Here is a 20839-nt window from a genome sequence, read left to right on the forward strand (position 1 = left end):
GCCGTTCGACTCAAGCGAGCGGCGCGGGGGTGCGACGGACTGCCCTGATGTTGTGGTCAACCGTCGTACTTGCTCTGGGCATCGTGCTCGCGTCGGCGTACGGCCTGTTCGCTGCCGAGCCGTATCGGGATCTCCCGGAAGCGACCGTGCTGGGCGCCAAGGCACAGGACGTCTGCAGCATCGTGGTTGCCGGCCTGCTGGTCTACTTGGTCCGTCGCCGCTACATCTCGCCGCGGGTCCATCTCGTCCGGCTCGGCCTCCTGGCGTACGTCGTCTACAGCTACGCGATCTATCTGACCGGCGTCCCGATGAACCGCGTGTTCCTCGTGTACGTCGTGATCGAGTCGCTGGCCGGAGCCGCGCTCCTCGACGGGCTGTTGCGGTTGCGCGGTACGGCGTGGTCGCGGGTCGGATCGCGGCGCCTCGAGCGCGGGACCGGGTGGATGCTGGTCGTCGTTGCGATCCTGTTCGCGCTGCTGTGGCTCTCGACATTGGCGCCGTACGCCGCCGGCGGGAGTGCTCCTGAGCCCGAGGGAGTCGGAGGTACGCCGTACCCGGTCTTCGTGCTCGACCTGGTGGTCGTGCTGCCGTGCATCGCTGCCGTTGGCCTGATGCTGCTACGCGGTCGCGCCGTCGCCGGCCCATTGGCGGTGGTGGTGCTGATCAAGATCGTCACGCTGTTCACCGCACTGTGGGCAGGCATGGTCGCGGTCCTGGTCACGGGAGAGACGTTTGATCTCGGACCCGACGCCGGGCCGTCGGCGGTGCTGCTCGTGGTGAGCGGTTGGCTGGCTCTGCGGTGGATTCGCGTCTTGCGCGCCGACGAACGTGAGTTCCTCCGCCCGAGCCTGTGGGAGAGCTAGCCGCTACGGGCGGGAGCGGGGGCGGGTGTCTCGGGTGCGGTAAACGATGTAGGGACGGAAGAGGTAGCCGACGGGGGCACTGAAGGCGTGGACGAGGCGGGTGAAGGGCCAGATCGCGAAGAGGAGCAGGCCGATCAGCGTGTGCAGCTGGAACGCGAACGGGGCGTGTTCCATCGCCTCGACGTCCGGCTGCAGCACGAAGAGCGAGCGGAACCACGGCGAGACGGTTTCCCGGTAGTTGTGCTCCGCGCCGACGGCGCCTGAGCCGAGCAGAGTTGTCGCGAGCCCGGCAACGATCGCCGCCACCAGGACGACGTACATGGTCTTGTCGTTCTTGGTCGTGGCCATGAAGACCGGCCCCTGGGTGCGCCTGCGGTAGACCAGCAGGACTACGCCGACGAGCGTGCAGACACCCGCCACGCCGCCGAGCACCAGCGCCTGAATGTGGTAGCCGTGCTCGCTGAGACCGGCGGCGGAGGTCCAGGACTCCGGGATCACCAGCCCGATCAGGTGGCCGATGATGACGACCAGGATGCCGAAGTGGAACAGCGGGCTGGCGATTCGCAGCAGCCGGCTTTCGTAGAGCTGACTGGACCGCGTCGTCCAGCCGAACTTGTCGTACCGGTACCGCCAGATCGTCCCGACCACCAGCACAGCGATGGTCACGTAGGGCAGGATCACCCACAGCACAGTGCTCATCGCGGTCCTCCAGTCGGGTACGGTTCGAGGCCGACGCGTTCCTGCGGCGGTCCTTCGGCGGCGATCCGGCGCGCCGCGAGCAGCACGTCGGGTCCCGACGGGGGAAGGGTCGCGAGCACCGTCTCGACGAGTTGCGCGTACGGCGACCGATGCCGATGCAACGCGTCCTTCAGCAGCTCCAGTGCAGCGCGGTGCTGCGTAAGCAACGCCACCCCAGCCTTGGCGTCACCGGTCGCGGCGAACTCGAGTACGACGCTGAGGTGATCCGGCAGCTCGTCATCCGGTGGTGTCAGGCCTGCCGCGCGATAGATATCCTTGAAACCGACAAGTGCCTTGCCACGTTCACGGGTGTCTCCGTGGGTCCACCAGGTCAGGTAGAGGCAGCATCGTGGCCGCAGATCGAACGTCGCCACATAGTCGCGTTGGGCGGCGGCCGGCGTGGACGCCGCAAGGTGCTCGGCGAACGAGCGCAACGGCGCGCCGACATCGGCGGGCAGCGTCGAGAGCGCATCGGTGATCATCGGGAGTCGATCGAACAACTCCTCATCGGGGTAGGCGAGCAACAGCGAGGCTGCCTTGTGCGCGACCGCGGTGGTCTGCCGGCTCATTGCTCATCGCCTTCCCGCCGGGGCGGGAACAGACCGGCCGGAGTTCCCTGTCCGTCCCAGTTGAGCAGGTTGACCCGCCGTGAGACCGTCTCCGGACTCGCTGCCTGGTCGTCGGTCTGCCGATGCCGCAATGCGTGGAACGTCTCGACGGCCACCGGCACCGGACGGCCGGATGCCTCGCCGAACGGCTTCGATCCGGTGAGGTACATCCCCGGCCCGCCGTCGTAGTCCAGCGAGCAGCCGATCTCCTCCAGCTGCCGCCCGGTCTCCTCGTACGCGGTGGGGATCACGTACCGGTCGTCGTACTTGGCGATCGCGAGCAGCCGGTACATCGCCGAGATGCTCGCCTCCGTCATCCCGACGCCGGCCGGGATCTCCGGCCGGGCCGGGCGGCCGAGGTTCAGGTCGCGCTGGTACGAGCGCATCGCGGCCAGCCGGCGCAGTACGCCGTCCACCACGGCCGTGTCACCGGCGGTGAACAACTCGGCGAGGTACTCGATCGGGATCCGCAGCGACTCGATGGCGCCGAACAGGTTGCCGGCCTCCTCGGCGTCGTGCCCGGTCTCGCGGAGCGCGTCCACGACCGGCGACAGCGGCGGGATGTACCAGACCATCGGCATGGTGCGGTACTCCGGATGCAGTGGCAGGGCGACCTTGTACTCCTTGGCGAGCTTGTAGACCGGCGACCGCTGTGCCGCCTCGATCCACTCCCCGCTGATCCCTTCCTGTTCCGCGGCGCGGATCACCGACGGGTCATGCGGATCGAGCAGGACGTCGAGCTGGGCGGCGTACAGGTCCTTCGGGTCCTGCACCGAGGCGGCCGCGAGTACGGCGTCGGCGTCGTACAGGAGCAGGCCGAGGTAGCGCAGCCGGCCGACACAGGTCTCCGAGCAGACCGTGGGCAGGCCGACCTCGACGCGCGGGTAGCAGAACGTGCACTTCTCGGCCTTGCCGGTCTTGTGGTTGAAGTACACCTTCTTGTACGGGCAGCCCGACACACACATCCGCCAGCCGCGGCAGGCGTCCTGGTCGACCAGGACGATGCCGTCCTCGGCCCGCTTGTACATCGCGCCGGACGGACAGGACGCGACGCAGGACGGGTTCAGGCAATGCTCGCAGATCCGCGGCAGGTAGAACATGAAGGTCTGCTCGAACTGCAGCTTGACGTCGCGGGAGAGCTTGGCCAGCACCGGGTCCTGGACGGCGAGCTCCGGTCCGCCGGCCAGGTTGTCGTCCCAGTTCGCCGACCACTCGATCTTCATCGGCTCGCCGCTGATCAGGCTGCGCGGCTGGGCCACCGGCATCTGGTCGCCGAGGGGTGCGCTGGTGAGCTTCTCGTAGTCGTAGGTCCAGGGCTCGTAGTAGTCCCGGATCGACGGCAGCTTCGGGTTGGCGAAGATGGTCAGCAGCTTGCGGAGCCGGCCGCCGCCTTTCAGCTTCAGCCGGCCGCGCTTGTTCAGCTCCCAGCCGCCGCGCCACTTCTCCTGGTCCTGGTAGGTGCGCGGGTAGCCCTGGCCGGGCCGGGTCTCGACGTTGTTGAACCAGACGTACTCCATCCCGGTTCGGTTCGTCCACGCCTGCTTGCAGGTGACCGAGCAGGTGTGACAGCCGATGCACTTGTCGAGGTTCATCACCATCGCCAGTTGCGCCATCACCTTCATCAGTACGTCACCTCCTGAGACCGGCGACGGACCACAGTGATCTCGTCGCGCTGGTTCCCGGTCGGGCCGAGATAGTTGAACGCGAAGGACAGCTGCGCGTAGCCGCCGATCAGGTGTGTCGGTTTCACCAGCAGCCGGGTCAGTGAGTTGTGGATGCCGCCGCGCTTCCCGGTCGTTTCGGTCAGCGGTACGTCGATGGTCCGCTCCTGGGCGTGGTGCACGAACACGGTGCCGGTGGGCATCCGGTGGGAGACGATCGCCCGACAGACGAGTACGCCGTTCCGGTTGACCGCCTCTACCCAGTCGTTGTCCTTGGCGCCTATTGCCTCGGCGTCGGCGGGGCTCATCCACATCGTCGGCCCGCCGCGGGACAGCGACAACATGAGGAGGTTGTCCTGGTACTCGGAGTGGATCGACCACTTCGAGTGCGGCGTCAGGTAGCGAACCGTCACCTGACGCTGTCCGTCCGGCCCGACCTGGGGCTCGCCGAACAGCAGGTTCAGGTCCAGCGGCGGCCGGAAGACCGGTAGCTGCTCGCCGAACTCGGCCATCCAGTCGTGGTCGAGGAAGAAGTGCATCCGGCCGGTCAGGGTGTGCCACGGCTTGAGGTGTTCGACGTTCACCGTGAATGGCGCGTACCGGCGGCCACCGGTCTCGCTACCGGACCACTCCGGGCTGGTGATCACCGGCACCGGCCGCGCCTGGGTGTCGGCGAAGACGATCCGCTTCTCCTCGCTGCCTTCGGCGAGCGCGACCAGCGGGGTGCCCGTCCGCCGCTCGAGTGCCCGGAAGCCCTCCACCGCGAGGCGGCCGTTCGTCGTACCCGACAGGGCGAGGATCGCCTCCGCGAACTTCTTGTCGGTGTCCAACGCCGGCCGGCCCGCCGCGACCCCGGCCGACATGACGCCGTTGCGGTGCGCGAGATCGTCGACCTCACGGTCGGGTATGACGGTGACCGCTTTCGTCGTCACGCCGAGCCGGTCGACGAGCGGCCCGAGCGCGGCGAGCTGCTCGGCCACCGCCGCGTAGTCGCGTTCGACAACGGTGAGGCCCCACATGGTCTTGCCGGGGATCGGGGCGGTGTCCTCCTGCCGCCAGTCCCGGACGACGCCGCCCGGCTGGGCAGTCTCGCCCGGCGTGTCGTGCTGCAGCGCCGTCGCGACCAGGTCCCGCCGTACGCCGAGGTGCTCGGCGGCCAGCTCACTGAACCGGCCGGCGATGGCGTGGAAAGCGTCGAAGTCGGTTCGGGTCTCCCACGGTGGATCCACCGCCGGATTGAACGCGTGCACGAAGGGGTGCATGTCGGTGCTCGACAGGTCGTGCTTCTCGTACCACGTCGCGGCGGGCAGCACGATGTCGGACAGGAGCGTGGTCGACGTCATCCGGAAGTCCATCGAGACGAGCAGATCGAGCTTGCCTTCCGGCGCCTCGTCGTGCCAGGTCACGTCGCGCGGGCGCTTGTCCGGCGGGGTCTCGGTGGCGCGCAGGTTCGCGTCGGTGCCGAGCAGGTGGCGCAGGAAGTACTCGTTTCCTTTGCTCGACGAGCCCAGCAGGTTGGCCCGCCAGACCGTCAGCACGCGGGGCCAGTTCGCCGGCGCGTCCGGATCCTCGCACGCGAACCCGAGGGTGCCGTCGCGCAGGCCGCTGACGACGTGCTGCGCCGGGTCGTTGCCCGCGGCATCCGCTTCGTCGACCAGGTCGAGCGGGTTCCGGTCGAACTGTGGGTACGACGGCATCCAGCCGAGCCGCGCCGACTGCGCGACGACATCGGCAGTGTGCATCCCGGTCAGGGCGCCGGTGGCGAGCGGGGAGGCGAGTGCGTCGGCCTGGTAGCCGTCGTACCGCCACTGGTCGGTGTGCGTGTACCAGAACGCGGTGCCGATCATCTGCCGGGGCGGCCGGACCCAGTCCAGCCCCATCGCCAGGGTCGCCCAGCCGGTGATTGGCCTGCACTTCTCCTGTCCGACGTAGTGCGCCCACCCGCCGCCGTTGCGGCCCATGCAGCCGGTCAGCATCAGCAGGCTCAGGATCGCCCGGTACGTCGCATCGCCGTGGAACCACTGGCAGATCCCGGCGCCCATGATGATCATCGACCGGCCGCCGGACTCCTCGGCGTTGGCGGCGAACTCCCGGGCGATCCGGGTGGCCGTCGCGGCCGGCACCGAAGTGATCTGCTCCTGCCACGCCGGTGTGTACGGCGTAGCCGCGTCGTCGTACCCGCTCGGCCAGTCTCCGGGCAGGTCTGCGCGACGTACGCCGTACTGGGCGAGCATGAGGTCGAAGACGGTCGTCACCAGTCGCCCAGCCACCTCGACGGCGGGAACACCGCGGCGGAGAGTACCGGCGCCGGCCGGCTCGTCGAAGCGCGGCAGCAGGACCTCGACGCCTGTCGTGCCGGTCAGGTCCTGGACTGTCAGTTGCGGGGAGACGTCGCCGAGGTCGAGGTTCCAGTGCCCTACGCCGGAGTCGGTGTAGCGGAAGCCCATCGAGCCGTTCGGGACGACCGGCTCGTGGGTCCGGCCGTCGAGCAGGACCGTCTTCCAGGCCGCGCCTTCGGACTCGTCGCCGAGGTCGGCCGCAGTGAGGAACTTGCCGGGAACCTTCGCACCGTCCTTGTCCTGCAGCGTGACCAGGAACGGAAGGTCGGTGTACTGCCGGACGTAGTCGACGAAGAACGGCACGCGCCGCTTCACGAAGGACTCGGTCAGGATCACGTGGCCCATCGCCATCGCCAGGGCGCCGTCGGTGCCGGGCTGGGCCGGCAACCACTCGTCGGCGAACTTCGTGTTGTCGGCGTAGTCCGGCGACACCGCGACCACCTTGGTCCCGCGGTAGCGCACCTCGGCCATCCAGTGCGCGTCCGGCGTCCGGGTCACCGGCACGTTCGAACCCCACATCAGCAGGTACGACGCGTCCCACCAGTCACCGGACTCCGGTACGTCGGTCTGGTCGCCGAACACCTGTGGTGAGGCGACGGGCAGGTCGGCGTACCAGTCGTAGAACGACGTCATGCAGCCGCCGATGAGCTCGATGAACCGGGCACCGATCGCGTGCGACACCATCGACATCGCGGGGATCGGGGAGAAGCCGGCGACCCGGTCCGGGCCGTGCGCCTTGATCGTGTGCACATGGGCGGCGGCGATCAGCTCGGCCGCCTCGGACCAGCCGATCCGCACCAGGCCGCCCTTGCCGCGAGCCTGGTGGTACCGGGTCCGGCGGACCGGGTCACCGACGACGTCGGCCCAGGCGGCGACGGGATCCTGCAGGCGCTCCTTGGCCTCCCGGTACATCTCGACCAGGACGCCACGGGCGTAGGGGTAGCGAACCCGGGTGGGGGAGTAGGTGTACCAGGAGAAGGCGGCGCCGCGTGGGCATCCGCGCGGCTCGTACTCGGGGCGGTCCGCTCCGACCGACGGATAGTCGGTCTGCTGCGCCTCCCAGGTGATGATGCCGTCCTTGACGTACACCTTCCACGAGCACGAGCCGGTGCAGTTCACCCCGTGGGTGGAGCGGACGACCTTGTCGTAGCTCCACCGGTCCCGGTAGAAGACGTCGCCACTGCGGCCGCCGCGTTTGTGGATCGTCCGCAGGTCGTCGGACGTCTCGGCCCGGCTGAAGAACCGCCCGGTGCGTAGCAGCGCCTCGGCCGCCGCACCGTCCAGACCAGCTGATGCCCTGCCTGGTTCCGTGCCCATTCCCGTCCCCTTCGGATGGAAGCCGCTGACCTCTCCACCGAACTGCAGGGTGCGCGGTTTCGTCAATGGCCACCCGTCGTGTCGGGCCTGTTGGCGGGCGGACCGCGTCCTTGTGCCCTTGCATCAAGGGACTTCTGCCTCTGACTGCGGGTGGCCCGCGCTCCCTAGGCTCGACGGGAGTCCGACGGGTGGCTCGGCACGATGTGAGGAGGCATAGTGGTGACCTCGATGCCTGATCAGCCGGAAGTCGACGTGCCGGCGCGCGGTGTAGCGGCGCGACCGCTGGTTCAGCTTGCGGTGGCGACGACCGGATTCCTTCTGACCTTCTGGGCCTGGGCGCTCATCAGTCCGCTAGGCGCCAGGTACGCCGATCGGCTCGACTTGACCTCCTTCGAGCAGGCATTGCTCGTCGCCACCCCCGTGCTGGTCGGCTCACTCGGCCGGATCCCGGTCGGGGCGCTCACGGACGCGCTCGGCGCCCGCCGGATGATGCCCGCGATCGCGGCGCTGACCGTACTGCCGGTTCTGTTCATCGGACTGGTCGCGGACAGCCTGGCCACGTTGCTGCTGGGCGGCTTCTTCCTCGGCCTCGGCGGTACGTCGTTCGCGGTCGGCGTACCGCATGTGAACTCGTGGTTCGAGCCGTCCCGCCGCGGCACCGCGATCGGCATCTTCGGCGCCGGGACCGGTGGTACGGCGCTGTCGGCGTTCACCACGGTGCCGATCACGGACGCCTGGGGCGAGCAGGCGCCGTTCCTGCTGGTCGCGGGGCTGCTCGTGGTGCTCGCGGTCGTCTCAGCGTGGTTGCTGCTTCCGGCGCCGGGGTGGTCGGCTGGATCGCCCCATGGCTTCGTAGGTCGTGCCTGGCGCACGGCTCGCAGGCCGGTGACCATGCAGCTGGCCTTCCTGTACGCCGTCGGGTTCGGCGGATTCGTTGCCTTCAGCGTCTATCTGCCCTCCTACCTGCGGAGCGCTTTCGACCTGACCCAGTCGGACGCCGCGTTCCGGACCGCGGGGTTCGTGGTGGTCGCGGTGGTGATGCGCCCGGTGGGCGGGTGGCTGTCCGACCGGCTGCACCCGGTTCCGATCCTGATCGCCGCCTTCGCGGCGACCACGGTGCTGGCCGCCGTGGCCGCAATCGAGGCGCCACTCATGCCGGTGGGTACGATCGCGTTCCTCGGTCTGGCTGCCGCGCTGGGCGCGGCCGCCGGGGCCTGTTTCGCGCTGGTCGCCAAGGTCGTTCCGCCAGAACAGGTCGGCGCGACCACCGGCATCGTCGGCGCCGCCGGCGGCCTGGGCGGATTCTTCCCGCCACTGGTCATGGGCGTGGTGCGCAGCGCGACCGGCGACTACACCGTCGGCTACCTGTTGCTAGCAGCAACGGCAGCCGCCGCGACTGCTTTTACCTGGCTGGTAGTACGCCGAGCAGCGAGCTGAAGGGCGGATCATGGAGAGTGCAGGGAAGTTCATCCTCGTCGGGGTCGACGCCGGCCCCGCGAGTCAGGTCGCGTTGCGCTGGGCGGTCGACGCTGCGGCTGCGCGGAGCCGGCCCGTGCGGGTGGTGTACGCCTACTTGGACCAGGCCGTCGAGTGGCCCGCGACCGGCGCCGAGGGCTACGTTCCCGAAGTGCAGGTGGACCTGTACCAGTCCGAGCTCGACGCCGCGGTCCATTTCGTCCGCGATCGCCTGGGGTACGAGAACGGATCCGGCTGGCTGGCCGGAGACAAGGCGGCGAACGCGATTCTGAAGGAGGCGTCCGAGGCGGAGCTCGTCGTGCTCGGCTCGCGACCACACAGCAAGCTCGGAGCTGCCTTGCTGGGGTCGACTGCGACAGCTGTCACGGCGAAGGCGCCGTGCCCGGTGGTCGTGGTGCGGGGAGCCCCCGCGACCGGTCCGGTGCTGGTCGGCACCGACGGCTCTGCCGATTCCGAAGCCGCTGTGCTCTTCGGTTTCCAGGAGGCGGCTCGGTCCGGCAACCCGCTCGAGGTCGTCTACTGCTGGCAGCCGCTGGCTCGCCAGGAGGCGGCGATCGACGACGCGGAGGAGCTGCTGCGGAACTGGCTGGCCGAGAGCCTGGCGCCGTACCGGGACAAGTTCCCAAGCGTGCGAGTCCGGGCCGAGGTCGTCGCCGGGAAGCCTGCCGCCGTCTTGGCAGAGCGCAGCAGCGACAGTTCGATCCTCGTAGTCGGCTCCCGCGGCCGCGGCGGCGTAGCCGGCCTCCTCCTCGGCTCCGTCAGCCAGACCCTCCTACACCACGCTACCTGCCCCATCGCCGTCGTCCGCCCAACCAACCCCCAGCCGGCGTCCTGACTGAAGACCCCGGACGCGCCGGCGGCTGGTGCGTCCGCTCGGGTTGGTCGAGCGGACGCATCCAGCACCTGACCGGTTGGCGGTCAGAGGGTGTTGAGGGTGATGGTGCCTGGGGCGAGTCTGTCGGTGGAGACTCGGTCGTTGCCGGTGAGGGTGTCGATGGTCAGTTGGTCGGCTGGTTCGGCGTCCGACAGGGCGACCTCGGCTTTGAGGCCTGAGATGCGGACGTTTCCGTTGGAGCCGGAGACGCGGATGTGGTCTCGGCCGGGGGTGCCGGTGACGGTGACTGCGTCGACTGCTGCGTCGCCGCCCTCGGTGTTGACCTGGGCGCCGAGGTCGATGTCGACCTTCTGGACGTCGGTACCGCGGAGGTCGTTGACGGTGACGGTGTCTGCGCCGCCCAGGGCGTTCAGCTTGACCCGTTCGACGTTGTCGGTGTCCATCACGATGTTGCCGAGGTCGCGGGTGAAGCGGAGGCGGGGACCGTTCGCGATGGCGGCGAAGCGCTCGGCGCCGCCTGCGCCGTTGAAGAGCATGGTGTCGGGACCGCGACCGCCCTGGATGACGTCGCTGCCGTCGCCCGGGTCCCAGATGAACGTGTCGGTGCCGTTGCCGAGGAACGCCGTGTCGGTGCCGCGGTTGCCGTCGACGGTGTCGTTGCCGTTGCCGGTCCGGAAGAGTTCGTTGCCGCTGCCACCGAACGCGGAGTCGTTGCCGTTGCCGGTGTCCACGATCGTGAACGGCTGCACCTCGGCGCCGTAGTCGATCCGTACGACGTCGTTGCCGGCGCGGCTGTTGACCTGGATCTGGACGAAGTCGCTGCGGTTGACGGTGCGCGTCGTACCGTTGCCGAAGTCGACCTCGAGGACCGACGTGTTGGTGGCCGGCACGCGTAGCGTGAGGTTGTCGGCGTTGTTCGTGCCGGTGACGATCAGTTGTCCGGTGTCGATGACGACGCCGCCCGTCGGCGCGGCGGACGCCGTACCGGCGAAGCTCACTGCGATGCCGGCGGCGACGGCTGCCGCGCTCAGACCTCGGCGGAGTCGTCTTGTCGTGCTGCTCATGATCGGGCCCCTCCCATTTGTCGCGGCTGCCTCGGATCGACGTGCCGCGCTGTTGGGGGCTACACGGGCACCGTCGCCAACCGGTTCAGGGGAATTTCCTGGAAGTTGCCTAAAGCACCTAAAAGACGAACCCGGGCCGACGGTGAACCGGATCGGCCCGGGGTCCGTGTACGAGGCGAGATCAGGAGGTGGTGGTGTCGTAGACCAGTTTCTGGATGCCGTTGGGGTACGACTGGCTTTCGACGAGCGTCAGGTTCTGCTTGTCCTTGTCGGTGTCGCTGAACAAGCGCTTGCCGGCACCGAGCAGGACCGGGAAGACGAGCAGGTGGTAGCGGTCGATCAGGCCGGCGTCGGACAGGTTGCGGTTCAGGGTCGCGCTGCCGTGGACGATGATCGGCCCGCCGTCGGTCTCCTTGAGCGCCGCGACGTCGTCGAGTGACCGAAGGATGGTGATGTCACCCCAGTTGGTCACCAGGTCGGCGTCCTGCAGGGTGGTGGACACGACGTACTTCGGCATCGTGATGTAGCGGGGGAAGTCCTCGGTCATGTTCGGCCAGACCGGCGAGAACGCCTCGTAGCTGACCCGGCCCATCATCATGGCGGCGGCCTGGTCCTGCTCGCGGCCCTTGAGTTCGTAGGCGGACTCGTCGAAGGCGATGTCCTTGAACGTCCAGCCCGAGTTGCGGTAGCCGGTGTCTTCACCGGGCGAGTCGACGACGCCGTCCAGCGAGACGAAGGCAGTGGCGATCAGGGTGCGCATGTCATGCTCCTTGCTTCGGTTGGTGTGCAGACGTCACTGCGTCGATCGAGAGCCGCCGGACACTACACAAGCCGCCCCAGGAGAAAGTGTGACGCCGGTCACATTCCATCGTCAGCTGTTGAAAGCCCAGGCCGCCATCAGGGGGAGTTCTTCTCGCCAGAAGGGGTCGCCGTGGTCGCCGGGGCGTTCGGTGATGACGACGTCGGCGTCGGCGGCCTGGAGGGCTTCGGCCCAGCGGGCTGCGTTCTCGTAGAACCAAGGCTCCTCGGTGCCTCCGACGAGGTAGGTGCGCGGCAGCGTGGTCTGCATGTCGCCGGGCGGCTGATAGCCGCCGCCGGGGGAGGCGCAGAAGATCGCGCCGTAGATGTCCGGGTGGCGAAGGCCGGTGGCGAGGGCCAGTTCGCCACTCGCGGAGACACCGAACACCGCAGTGCGCTCAGGCGGCAGCGCGACGTCGAAGCGCGTCCGCGTCCACTCGCGGACGTCCTCGACGAAGAACTTCTCGTGCGCCGCGAACCGCTCCGCGTCGAAGCCCGGTGAGTACTCGTGGATCCGCTGCAGCTCGTCGTCCAGGCGGTGCGCAGCCACGAGCATCGTCGGCGGTACCTCGTCCGCCTCGTTGAGGAACTCGCCCCACTGCGAGATCAGCTGCCCGTCGCCGGCGAACACGACCGCCTCGGGCGTTCCGGATGGGACGTACGCCGTGACCTGCCGGCCGCCGTCGTACTCGAACGTCTCGGTGACCAGCTCGCCCGCGCTGGATGACATCGTCCGTCGCCTCCTCGTCACTGGCATTTCCGACACAGCATGCCGAGAATCTTGTAGTGTCACAGTCTGCGAACTTCGCAGGCACTTTGTGTGATGCGTACCGGCTTCCGCAGCCTTTCATGACCGAGGAGTTCTCGCCTATGCCTGACGCCATCAGCCCCCTGATCAGGACGGACATTCCGCACTCGGCGCGGATCTGGAACTACTGGATGGGGGGCAAGGACCACTTCGAGGTGGACCGCCTCGCGGGCGACGCCGGAGCGGAGGTCGATCCGGAGATCACCACCATGGCTGTGCAGTCCCGGCAGTTCCTGGTGCGTTCCGTGCGCCACCTGGCCTCCGAGGTCGGCATCCGGCAGTTCCTCGACATCGGAACGGGCCTGCCGACGATGCAGAACACGCACGAGGTCGCCCAGAGCGTGTCCGGCGACGCGAAGATCGTCTACGTCGACAACGACCCGATGGTGCTCGCGCACGCCCGCGCGTTGCTGACCAACACCACGCCCGAGGGCGTGACCACGTACGTCGAGTGCGACTACCACGAGCCCGAGCAGATCATCGCCGACGCCAGGAACGTGCTGAACTTCAACCAGCCGATCGGCGTCATGTTCATGGGCGTGCTCGGCCACGCCAAGACGTACGACGACCTGCGCCGCATCATCTCCACGGTGATGGACGCCGTCCCGTCGGGCAGCTACCTCACGATGTGGGACGGCACGACCGACAGCCAGGCGTACGTGACGTTGTGCGAGAACTACGCCAAGACCGGCGGCGTGCCCTACGTGCCGCGGCCGCAGGACGAAATCCGCGCGGTGTTCGACGGCCTGGAGATGATCGAGCCCGGCTTCGTGTCGATCACCCAGTGGTGGGCCCACGAAGACGACCGCGAGCTGGCCGACGCGCAACCGATCTCAGCGTACGGCGCTGTCGCCAAGAAGCCGTAGTCCGACCCTGCTGCACGCTCCCGCTGCGCCACCCGGCGCAACGGGAGCGAGCCGCGGTCCTACGAGATGCCTGTAGTCATGTCCGTCTGGATCTCGGCGGGAGTGAGCGGCCGGTTGTAGATGCGGATGTCGTCGAGCAGGCCTCGCCAGCGTTCGTTGGCGCAGCTCGTGCAGGCGGACTGGCCGAACACGAGAGCTTGCGTGTTCGGCACCGGTGCCGTGGTCTCGCTCTCGGTCAGGACCGCCGTACCGTTGAGGTAGAGGGTGTACGTGTTCGCGGCGTCGTCGAAGACGGCGGCCAGGTGCGACCACTGGTTGAGCGGGATCGGCGGAGCGCTGCTCGCGTGCTCGCGACAGCCGTTGTTGTTGAAGCCACTGGCGATCGTGGTGCCGGTGGTCTGCAACCAGTAACCGCAGCCGCCGGTCAGCTCCTTGATCAGGACGGTCTGGTAGGCGGTCAGCGCGGTCGGGTTGACCCAGGCTTCGAAGGTGAAGCTGGAGTTGAGGTTGAGCGAGGCCGAGTGCGGCACGGTCACGTTGCCCGTCGATCCGTTGAACGACAGGGCGGCGCCGTACTTGCCGGCTGCTGACCAGGTGGCGCCGGACAGCGTGCCGTGGTTCCCGCTGCCGGACGAGTCGCCCACGTTCGTCCCGGTGCCTTCGTTGAAGCCCCAAGCGCCGACCAGGCCGCTGGGCAGGGGCGTCGAGGTGAACGTCGCTGTGTAGCTCTGCGGCGTCGCCGGCACCGTGATGGTGTGCTGTTGCCCGCCACCGTCGGACCATGACGCGAAGGTGTACGACGTGTTGCCCGCGACCTGGTTGCGAGCCTCGATCGTGTGGTGGAAACCGACCAGGGTATCGGCGACGAACGGCGTCGTCTTCGCGATACCGTCGAAGTACAGGGTCCGGCCGGTCGGCACGCTGTCGAAGGTCAGGTTCACCTTCTGCGGAAGGATCGTGACGGACTTGGTCGAGCTCAGGCCGGTCGAGTCGCGGACCGTCAGCGTGATCCGGTAGCGCGTGTTGCCGGTGTAGTCGTGGCCTTCGGTGGGGATCGTGAAGCTGCCGCTCTTGACCCCGGTGATCGGCGTGCCGGGATGGACGTGACCGTCGTGCAGGAAGTCGATGTTCCAGGTGAATGCACTGGCCGGTAGCGAGCCGTCGTCGGGATCGGTGCCGTCACCGGAGTAGGTGATGACGTCGCCGGCCTGGAACTGGGCGCCGTTGGTGGGCGCCAGGATCGTCGCCACCGGGAGGCTGCCGACGTTGATCGCGATCGGCGTGGAGATGGTGCTGTTCACGCCGTCGGAGACCGTCAGCCGGGCCTGGTACGCACCGGCCGTGGTGTAGGTGTGGACCGGGTTCGGTTCGGTGGACGTGGAGCCGTCGCCGAAGGTCCAGGAGTAGCTGAGCGGCTGGCCCTCGGGATCGGACGAACCGGCGCTCGAGAACGTGACCTCGAGCGGGGTCGGGCCGGCGGCCGGCGTCGCGACGGCGTTCACGACCGGCGCCTGGTTGGACTCGACGTACTTGATGCGGCGGATCTTGCTGACGCCGAAGGTTCCGCTGTCGTCGGAGTAGCCCAGGTCGGCGTAGTACAGGGCGCCGTCCGGTCCTTGGGCCAGATAGACGATGTCGCCGTACGGGCCGTCGACCGAGCCGTCCGCGGGCTCGAAGTTGAAGCTGCCCGTGACGGCTCCGTTGTCGTCCAGCGTGACGCCGCGGATCCAGTTCTGGGCGTAGTCGGCGTAGAAGTACGCGCCGCGGTACGCCGCCGGGAAGGCGGTCCCGCGGTAGACGAAGCCGCCGGTCACGGAGGCGTCGCGGCCCGCGTGCGGCCAGTAGATCAGCGGGCTCGTGCACGGTGCCGAGCACGGCCCCTCGCTGTTGGGCCAGCCGAAGTCCGCGCCGCGGGTCGCCAGGTTGACTTCTTCCTCGGCCGTCGCCGGATCGTTGCCGCCGACATCACCGATGAACAGGCGGTCGGTCGGCGGGTCGTAGTAGGCCCGGAACGGGTTGCGCAGGCCGCGCGCCCAGATGGTGTCGATGTTCGGGCCGGACCCGTCGTAGAACGGGTTGTCGGTCGGCGCCGTGCCGTCGGTGTTGATCCGGTGCACCTTGCCGCGCGGGTTCGTCAGCAGTTGCGCCAGTTCGGGGATGAAGTGCTCGCCGGTCGTGAAGAGCAGCTTCCCGTCGTTGGCGAAGTTCAGTGCGCCGCCGTGGTGCTCGGCGTCGGCGTCCTGCGGGTCCTCGTAGAGCACGAACTCACTGCCCGGCACGGTGCCGGTGAGGGTGGCGTTCGCGGTGAACCGGGAGACGCGGTCGTGGTTCGGCGTACCGAGGGTGTAGAAGACGTAGTAGTAGCGGTTCGTCGCGAATCCCGGGTCCAGCGCGATGTCGTAGAGGCCTTGCTGCACGCCGGCCGAGCCGATGTTCGCGATCTGCAGGAACTGCGTGGAGCTCGGCTGCGTGTACGGCGGTGGCAGCACCTTGATCTTGCCCTGCAGCTCACCGACCAGCATCCGGCCGTCCGGCAGGAACTCGAAGGTGGTCGGCAGGTCGAACCCGGTCGCCAGGATCTCGTTCTGGAAGTGGTTCGTGTTCGCGACGTTGACGTTGATCACCGTCGACGTCGTCGTGTTGCCGGCCTCGTCGCGGGCGCGTGCCGACAAGGTGTGCGCGCCGTTGCCGACCGTGCGACTGTCCCAGCTCAACGCGTACGGCGCTGTCGTGTCCTCGGGACCCTTGGCCGCGCCGTCGACGAAGAACTGGACACCGGTGACGCCGGTGTTGTCGGACGCGTTGGCGGAGACCGCGACGATGTCGCTGACGCTCGCGTTGTTCGCCGGCGCGGTCACGGCGACCGTCGGCGGAGTGGTGTCGATGGCGCCCACGTCAGCCTTGAAGGCGACCATGTGCATCACCCACGACGACCCGTTCTGGGTGGCGGTGGCCTGGTGTGCACCTGTCGTGGTCACAAGCTTGTCTTCGGTGCGGTTGCCGAACTCGCTTCGCCTGTTGGTGAATCCCGTACCCACGGCTGTGACGGTGTCGGCGGACGCGCCGGCTCCGAAGATCAGGTCGTGGGCGTTGGTGGTCGTCGCGGTCCCGCTGTTCATCGCGCTACCGGTCCCGACCGCCGCCGAGCTGACGTCCAGCGGACTCGTCTTGTCCATTCCCGTGTACTCATGGATGTACAGGCCCGACCAGGTCGAGCTGCTCAACCTCGCGCTGACGGTGTTCGTGCCAGCGGCGACGTTCTTGGCGTAGAACACCTGGGAACTGAGCGTGTTCCCGTTCCAGCGCTGGACCGGCGCTGCGGGCGCGTAGACGTTGCCCCGGGAGTCGGTCACGGTCGCGGTCGACGTGTTGTTCCACACCAGGTAGACGACGACCAGATTGCCGCCGGTGTTGGCGCTCGAGAACGCCAGGCTGTTGAGCGCGCCGTTGACCTGCTTGGCCCGACTCTGGACGTGAGCGGGCGTCGCCGCCTCAGCTGGGCTCGGCATCGCGACCAGACCGAACACCGCCATCGCTGCCGCCAGCAGGACCCCCACCGGCCTGCCGAACCGACTCCACGCATGCACCATTACCCCGCCCCCCATCCGCGGATCATGCCCCCCGGCTCGATCCAATTCCTGAGAGTGTGCCGTCGTACCCGCCCCGTGGCAAGCCGCCGCGCGTCAGTGTGCTTGCCTGGAGGGGAGGGGAGTGGCCGCCATGGTGCATCGTGAACTGCCGGCGACGGCGTCGCCGGATCTGCAGGTCGTCAGGGAATGGGTCGAGCGGAATCCGCAGGCCGGGGCGCGATTGTCCGAGACGGTCGAGCACGGTGGTGGTGAAGTCGTGCTGGTCGTCAGCGTCCCGGAGTACGACGAGATGGTCCGGGCGCGGACGGAGATTCCGTCGCTGGTGAGGTTTCCGGAGCGGCTTCGGTTCAGGCGGTGGAGGCCGACGGAGACCGAGAGCGAGTGGACGCTGCAGTGGGTTCTCGGGCTGATGCGAAGGCAGTACGACCTTGGCCTGCCGACGCATGTGGCGTCAGTTGGTCCTCATCCGGACTCAGGGATCGTGTTCGTGCAGTTGGACAAGGTCGACCGCGAGTACGCCGCAGCGCTCGAGACGAGGGGAGACGGGCTCTTGTACGTCGATCCCTATCCGGATGAGGGCGTTCTGCTCACGACTGCTCTCTCATCCGGAGGAAGTCGGTGACGGGGCGGCGTGCGGTGCCCTTGGCGGTCCTTCCGCGACCGAAGCGGATGATCATGTGCGCGTGCCCGGTTTGCCCGGTGAGGCGTTGCACCTCGCGGCGCAGGTCGTCGTACTCCAGCGGTTGATTGAGGAACGACGCGTTGACGCCGTCCCGGGTCGCGGTGAGCAGCACGCGTTCGAGTGCGAGTCCCGCGGCGACCTGGTCGGCCGGCTCGTCCTGCTCGGTGGACAGTACGGCGAGATCCGGATGGCTCTCGAAGTTCGTCTCCTGACGCATCCGGTCGGTGGGCCGGGTCCCCAGGTCGCGAACGGCGGCCGGGTACGAGGTGGAGCGTGGTCCGAGCGCCTCGCTGGGGACACCGTCGGCAGTACGGTCGCCGCCGACCCAGCGGGCGCGTTCGGCGCGGCGCCGCCAGTCGTGGATCTCGCGCAGGTCGGTGTCGCGGACGAGGTCGAGCACCGTGCGGACCTCCGGTTCGTCGAGCCAGGCGAGGTCTGCGCCTTCGGCGTACGCGGCCTTCACGAGCGCCACGCGGGTACGCTGCGACAGGGGATCGGCGTTGGACGGGCGACGGTCTGTGTGCCGGTTCGGGATCTGCTCGGCGAGAGCGCGCAGGCTGTCGTCGGGCTGGCCGGTCGGCTTGACGACGATCCTGGCCAGCAGGTCGGGTTCCTCCGGGTACGGCGCGAGTCCGAGCCAGGTGCCGTAGCCGAGCGACTCGGCGGCGCAGCGCAGGTTGAACGTCGCGGCGCCGGCCGCGATCCGCATCGCCCGGCCGCTGGGGTCCTCCGCGGGCAGGGTGCGTGAGCCGTCCAGGAACACGTCGATCACGTCTCCGTGCACCGCGAAGCGCCATGGCTGGGTGTTGTGCATGCTCGGGGCGGCGACGGCCGCGGCGAGCAGGATGTCAACGTCCTTCGCCGGCAGTTGCAGATCGGACACGGATGGCTCCTCCCACTGCTCTCAGGCCGAGGGACCGGGCTACGCGCCGCTGCGCGGGCGTTGACCCCACGGCACCAGGCGGCGGCCGTGGACGGACTCGATGCCCAGGCGGACCAGGTGTGGGTCGTCCATCGGCAGCCAGGAGTGCAGCGGCAGCGCCCGCCGCACGGCTGCGATCTCGTCCGGAGTGACCACGGAGAGATGGCCGACGGCGGTGACGGTCCAGCCGAGATGACGTTCGGCGTCGACGTCGTCGGCCTCGAAGGCGACCACGTCACCGCGCTCGGCGGCCCGGAGCTTGTCACCGGGGCCGGTGCTGAACACGATCGTGTCGTCGTCGAGGACGAAGTTGACCAGGCGGACCGCCGGGAGACCGCCGTCCGTGTACACCAGCCGTCCGAGCGGCACGGACCGCAGCAGCCGCAGGCACTCCGCCGTACTCAGGATCTCGAGGCGGGAGCGGTCGAACAGGTGTTGGGTGGTCATGGTCTCCTCCGGGCGGATGGACCGTGCGGTCCATCCACCCACCATCCACCGGGAGCGGCTGCGCCAGTAGGGCCGAAGGTCCCGGACTCGGTCAGCCACAATGAGCAGACGACCGTACGACGGGGAGGTGCGAGGTGGGCCGGTGGTCGTTGAGTGCTCCCGGAGTCACGTTGCTCCGGCAGTACCGGCTGGCGTGGCTGCGGTTCGATGTCATCGCCGGTGTCACGGTGGCGGCGTACTTCGTGCCTCAGGTGATGGCGTACGCGCAGCTGGCCGGGCTGCCGGCGGTGACCGGGCTGTGGGTCGCGCTGGGACCCCTGGTGTTGTACTTCCTGCTCGGCACTTCGCGCCTGTTGTCGCTCGGTCCAGAGTCGACGACGGCGCTGCTGACCGCCACAGCGATTGCCCCGTTGGCCGCAGGTGATCCGGATCGCTACGCGGCGCTGGCCGCCGTACTGGCTCTGCTTGTCGGTGCGATCTGTGTGATCGGCTGGCTGGCTCGGTTGGGGTTCCTTGCCGACCTGCTGTCGAAGCCGGTCCTCGTCGGGTATATGACCGGCATCGCAGTGATCATGATCACCAGTCAGCTCGGACGGCTGACCGGCGCTCCGGTGAGTGGTGACTCGCCGGCCGCGAAGGTGGTGTCGGCCATCCGCCTGTTCAGTGAGTGGCAATTGGCGCCGACGGTGCTGTCGCTGACCGCATTGGCACTGCTCCTGGCGCTGGCACGCTGGGCCCCTCGGCTCCCTGGTCCCCTCCTCGTGGTGGCGCTGGCCGCACTGGTCACCTGGGCGGGTGGTCTGGAGGACAAGGGAGTGTCGGTGGTCGGTGACATTCCGAGCGGGCTGCCGGTACCGGACCTCCCTGGAGTCACCGCGCACGACCTCGCCCTGCTGGCGTTGCCTGCGTTGGGCATCGCGCTCGTCGGCTACACCGACACTGTGCTGACCGGGCGAGCCTTCGCCGCCAAGGGGCATGAGCGCATCGACCCTGATCGCGAGTTCCTCGTGCTCGGCCTCGCCAACGTCTCCGCCGGGCTGTTCCGCGGGTTCCCGATCAGCAGCAGCGGCAGCCGTACGGCGGTTGCCCAGGCATCCGGCGCGAAGAGCCAGGTGTACTCGCTGGTCGCGGCGGCGGCGATCGTCGCGACCCTGCTGTTCGCCGGCCCGCTGCTGTCGACGTTCCCCAACGCCGCGCTCGGCGCGCTCGTGGTCTTCGCCGCCCTGCGGCTGATCGACCTCGCCGAGTTCCGCCGGATCGCCGGCTTCCGGCACAGCGAGTTGTTGTTGGCCGTGGCAACGACTGTCGGCGTGATCGCCCTGGACGTCCTGTACGGCGTACTCGTCGCCGTCGCCTTGTCCGTCCTCGACCTGCTGCGCCGGGTCGCGCGGCCGCACGACGGGATCCTGGGCTACGTGCCGGGGATCGCCGGCATGCACGACGTCGACGACTATCCCGACGCGCGTCCCGTCCCCGGGCTGGTCGTCTATCGCTACGACTCGCCGCTGTTCTTCGCCAACGCCGACGACTTCCGCCGCCGTGCCCTGGCCGCCGTCGACGACGCCGAGACCCCGGTCCGCTGGCTGCTGCTGAACGCCGAGGCGAACGTCGAGATCGATATCACCGCGATCGACGCCCTCGACTCGATCCGCGAGGACCTCGCCGAGCGCGGCATCGTCCTCGCGATGGCCCGAGTCAAGCAGGACCTCCGCAACGACCTGGAGGCTGCCGGCTTCATCGATCGCCTCGGTCCGGACCGCATCTTCTACACCCTCCCCACCGCGGTCGAAGCCTTCCACGCCCAGACCGAGCGCACCGACTGATC

General features: G+C 68.6%; 16 protein-coding genes. 6 read left to right on the plus strand and 10 right to left on the minus strand.

All coding sequences use genetic code 11. The annotated features are described in order from the left end of the window. Positions 1-47 precede the first annotated feature (47 nt). On the plus strand, positions 48-863 hold the full coding sequence (locus AB0H36_RS36310) for a hypothetical protein (protein WP_360534402.1): 816 nt from the start codon (positions 48-50) through the stop codon (positions 861-863). Positions 864-866: 3 nt separating this feature from the next. Here the strand turns inward: AB0H36_RS36310 and narI are convergent, their stop codons facing one another. From narI to AB0H36_RS36330, 4 genes are read right to left on the minus strand one after another with little or no spacing between them, the layout of a single operon-like run. Then, positions 867-1562: a respiratory nitrate reductase subunit gamma gene (narI, locus tag AB0H36_RS36315; RefSeq protein WP_360534404.1), complete on the minus strand. Its 696-nt coding sequence runs from the start codon at positions 1560-1562 to the stop codon at positions 867-869. After that, on the minus strand, positions 1559-2170 hold the full coding sequence (narJ, locus tag AB0H36_RS36320; RefSeq protein WP_360534406.1) for a nitrate reductase molybdenum cofactor assembly chaperone: 612 nt from the start codon (positions 2168-2170) through the stop codon (positions 1559-1561). Before narJ ends, narI begins: the two co-directional genes overlap by 4 nt. Further along, positions 2167-3831, minus strand: a complete 1665-nt coding sequence (gene narH / locus AB0H36_RS36325) for a nitrate reductase subunit beta (protein ID WP_360534408.1) — start codon at positions 3829-3831, stop codon at positions 2167-2169. The genes narJ and narH overlap by 4 nt, the downstream gene beginning before the upstream one ends. Next, on the minus strand, positions 3831-7526 hold the full coding sequence (locus AB0H36_RS36330; RefSeq protein ID WP_360534410.1) for a nitrate reductase subunit alpha: 3696 nt from the start codon (positions 7524-7526) through the stop codon (positions 3831-3833). The genes narH and AB0H36_RS36330 overlap by 1 nt, the downstream gene beginning before the upstream one ends. 228 nt (positions 7527-7754) lie before the next feature. Between AB0H36_RS36330 and AB0H36_RS36335 the strand changes: the two genes are divergently transcribed. Both AB0H36_RS36335 and AB0H36_RS36340 read left to right on the plus strand, forming a co-directional pair. Then, entirely contained in the window at positions 7755-8963 is a 1209-nt protein-coding gene (locus AB0H36_RS36335) for an MFS transporter (protein ID WP_360534412.1), read from the plus strand. Between the two features lie 10 nt (positions 8964-8973). Beyond that, positions 8974-9837 carry a universal stress protein gene (locus AB0H36_RS36340; protein ID WP_360534414.1) on the plus strand — a complete coding sequence of 288 codons (864 nt, stop codon included), beginning with the start codon at positions 8974-8976 and terminating at the stop codon, positions 9835-9837. A gap of 83 nt (positions 9838-9920) precedes the next feature. On the opposite strand, the gene AB0H36_RS36345 is transcribed toward AB0H36_RS36340, so the two are convergent. From AB0H36_RS36345 to AB0H36_RS36355, 3 genes are all read right to left on the minus strand, one after another. Further along, positions 9921-10901: a hypothetical protein gene (locus AB0H36_RS36345; RefSeq protein WP_360534416.1), complete on the minus strand. Its 981-nt coding sequence runs from the start codon at positions 10899-10901 to the stop codon at positions 9921-9923. 181 nt (positions 10902-11082) lie between these two features. Beyond that, positions 11083-11661 carry a dihydrofolate reductase family protein gene (locus AB0H36_RS36350; protein WP_360534418.1) on the minus strand — a complete coding sequence of 193 codons (579 nt, stop codon included), beginning with the start codon at positions 11659-11661 and terminating at the stop codon, positions 11083-11085. A gap of 111 nt (positions 11662-11772) precedes the next feature. Continuing rightward, positions 11773-12429, minus strand: a complete 657-nt coding sequence (locus tag AB0H36_RS36355; RefSeq protein ID WP_360534420.1) for an alpha/beta hydrolase-fold protein — start codon at positions 12427-12429, stop codon at positions 11773-11775. Positions 12430-12569: 140 nt separating this feature from the next. Here AB0H36_RS36355 and AB0H36_RS36360 point away from each other — a divergent pair, with 140 nt between their 5' ends. Beyond that, positions 12570-13373 (plus strand): SAM-dependent methyltransferase, encoded by an 804-nt coding sequence (locus tag AB0H36_RS36360; protein ID WP_360534422.1) that lies wholly within the window; start codon positions 12570-12572, stop codon positions 13371-13373. Positions 13374-13432: 59 nt separating this feature from the next. Here AB0H36_RS36360 and AB0H36_RS36365 read toward each other — a convergent pair whose 3' ends face one another. Continuing rightward, a complete protein-coding gene (locus AB0H36_RS36365) occupies positions 13433-16978 on the minus strand; it encodes a PQQ-dependent sugar dehydrogenase (protein ID WP_360534424.1) in 3546 nt (1181 codons plus the stop codon). Positions 16979-17093: 115 nt separating this feature from the next. Between AB0H36_RS36365 and AB0H36_RS36370 the strand changes: the two genes are divergently transcribed. After that, a complete protein-coding gene (locus AB0H36_RS36370; RefSeq protein WP_360534426.1) occupies positions 17094-17585 on the plus strand; it encodes a hypothetical protein in 492 nt (163 codons plus the stop codon). Here AB0H36_RS36370 and AB0H36_RS36375 read toward each other — a convergent pair. Next, positions 17551-18528, minus strand: a complete 978-nt coding sequence (locus tag AB0H36_RS36375) for a hypothetical protein (protein WP_360534428.1) — start codon at positions 18526-18528, stop codon at positions 17551-17553. The genes AB0H36_RS36370 and AB0H36_RS36375 overlap by 35 nt on opposite strands. A 39-nt stretch (positions 18529-18567) precedes the next feature. Continuing rightward, positions 18568-19014 carry a pyridoxamine 5'-phosphate oxidase family protein gene (locus AB0H36_RS36380; protein ID WP_360534430.1) on the minus strand — a complete coding sequence of 149 codons (447 nt, stop codon included), beginning with the start codon at positions 19012-19014 and terminating at the stop codon, positions 18568-18570. A gap of 149 nt (positions 19015-19163) precedes the next feature. Here AB0H36_RS36380 and sulP point away from each other — a divergent pair, with 149 nt between their 5' ends. Beyond that, positions 19164-20837, plus strand: coding sequence for a sulfate permease (gene sulP / locus AB0H36_RS36385; RefSeq protein WP_360534432.1), 1674 nt, complete (start codon positions 19164-19166; stop codon positions 20835-20837). Positions 20838-20839: the final 2 nt, after the last annotated feature.

The organism is Kribbella sp. NPDC050820 (genome assembly GCF_040653975.1).
GTDB lineage: Bacteria > Actinomycetota > Actinomycetes > Propionibacteriales > Kribbellaceae > Kribbella.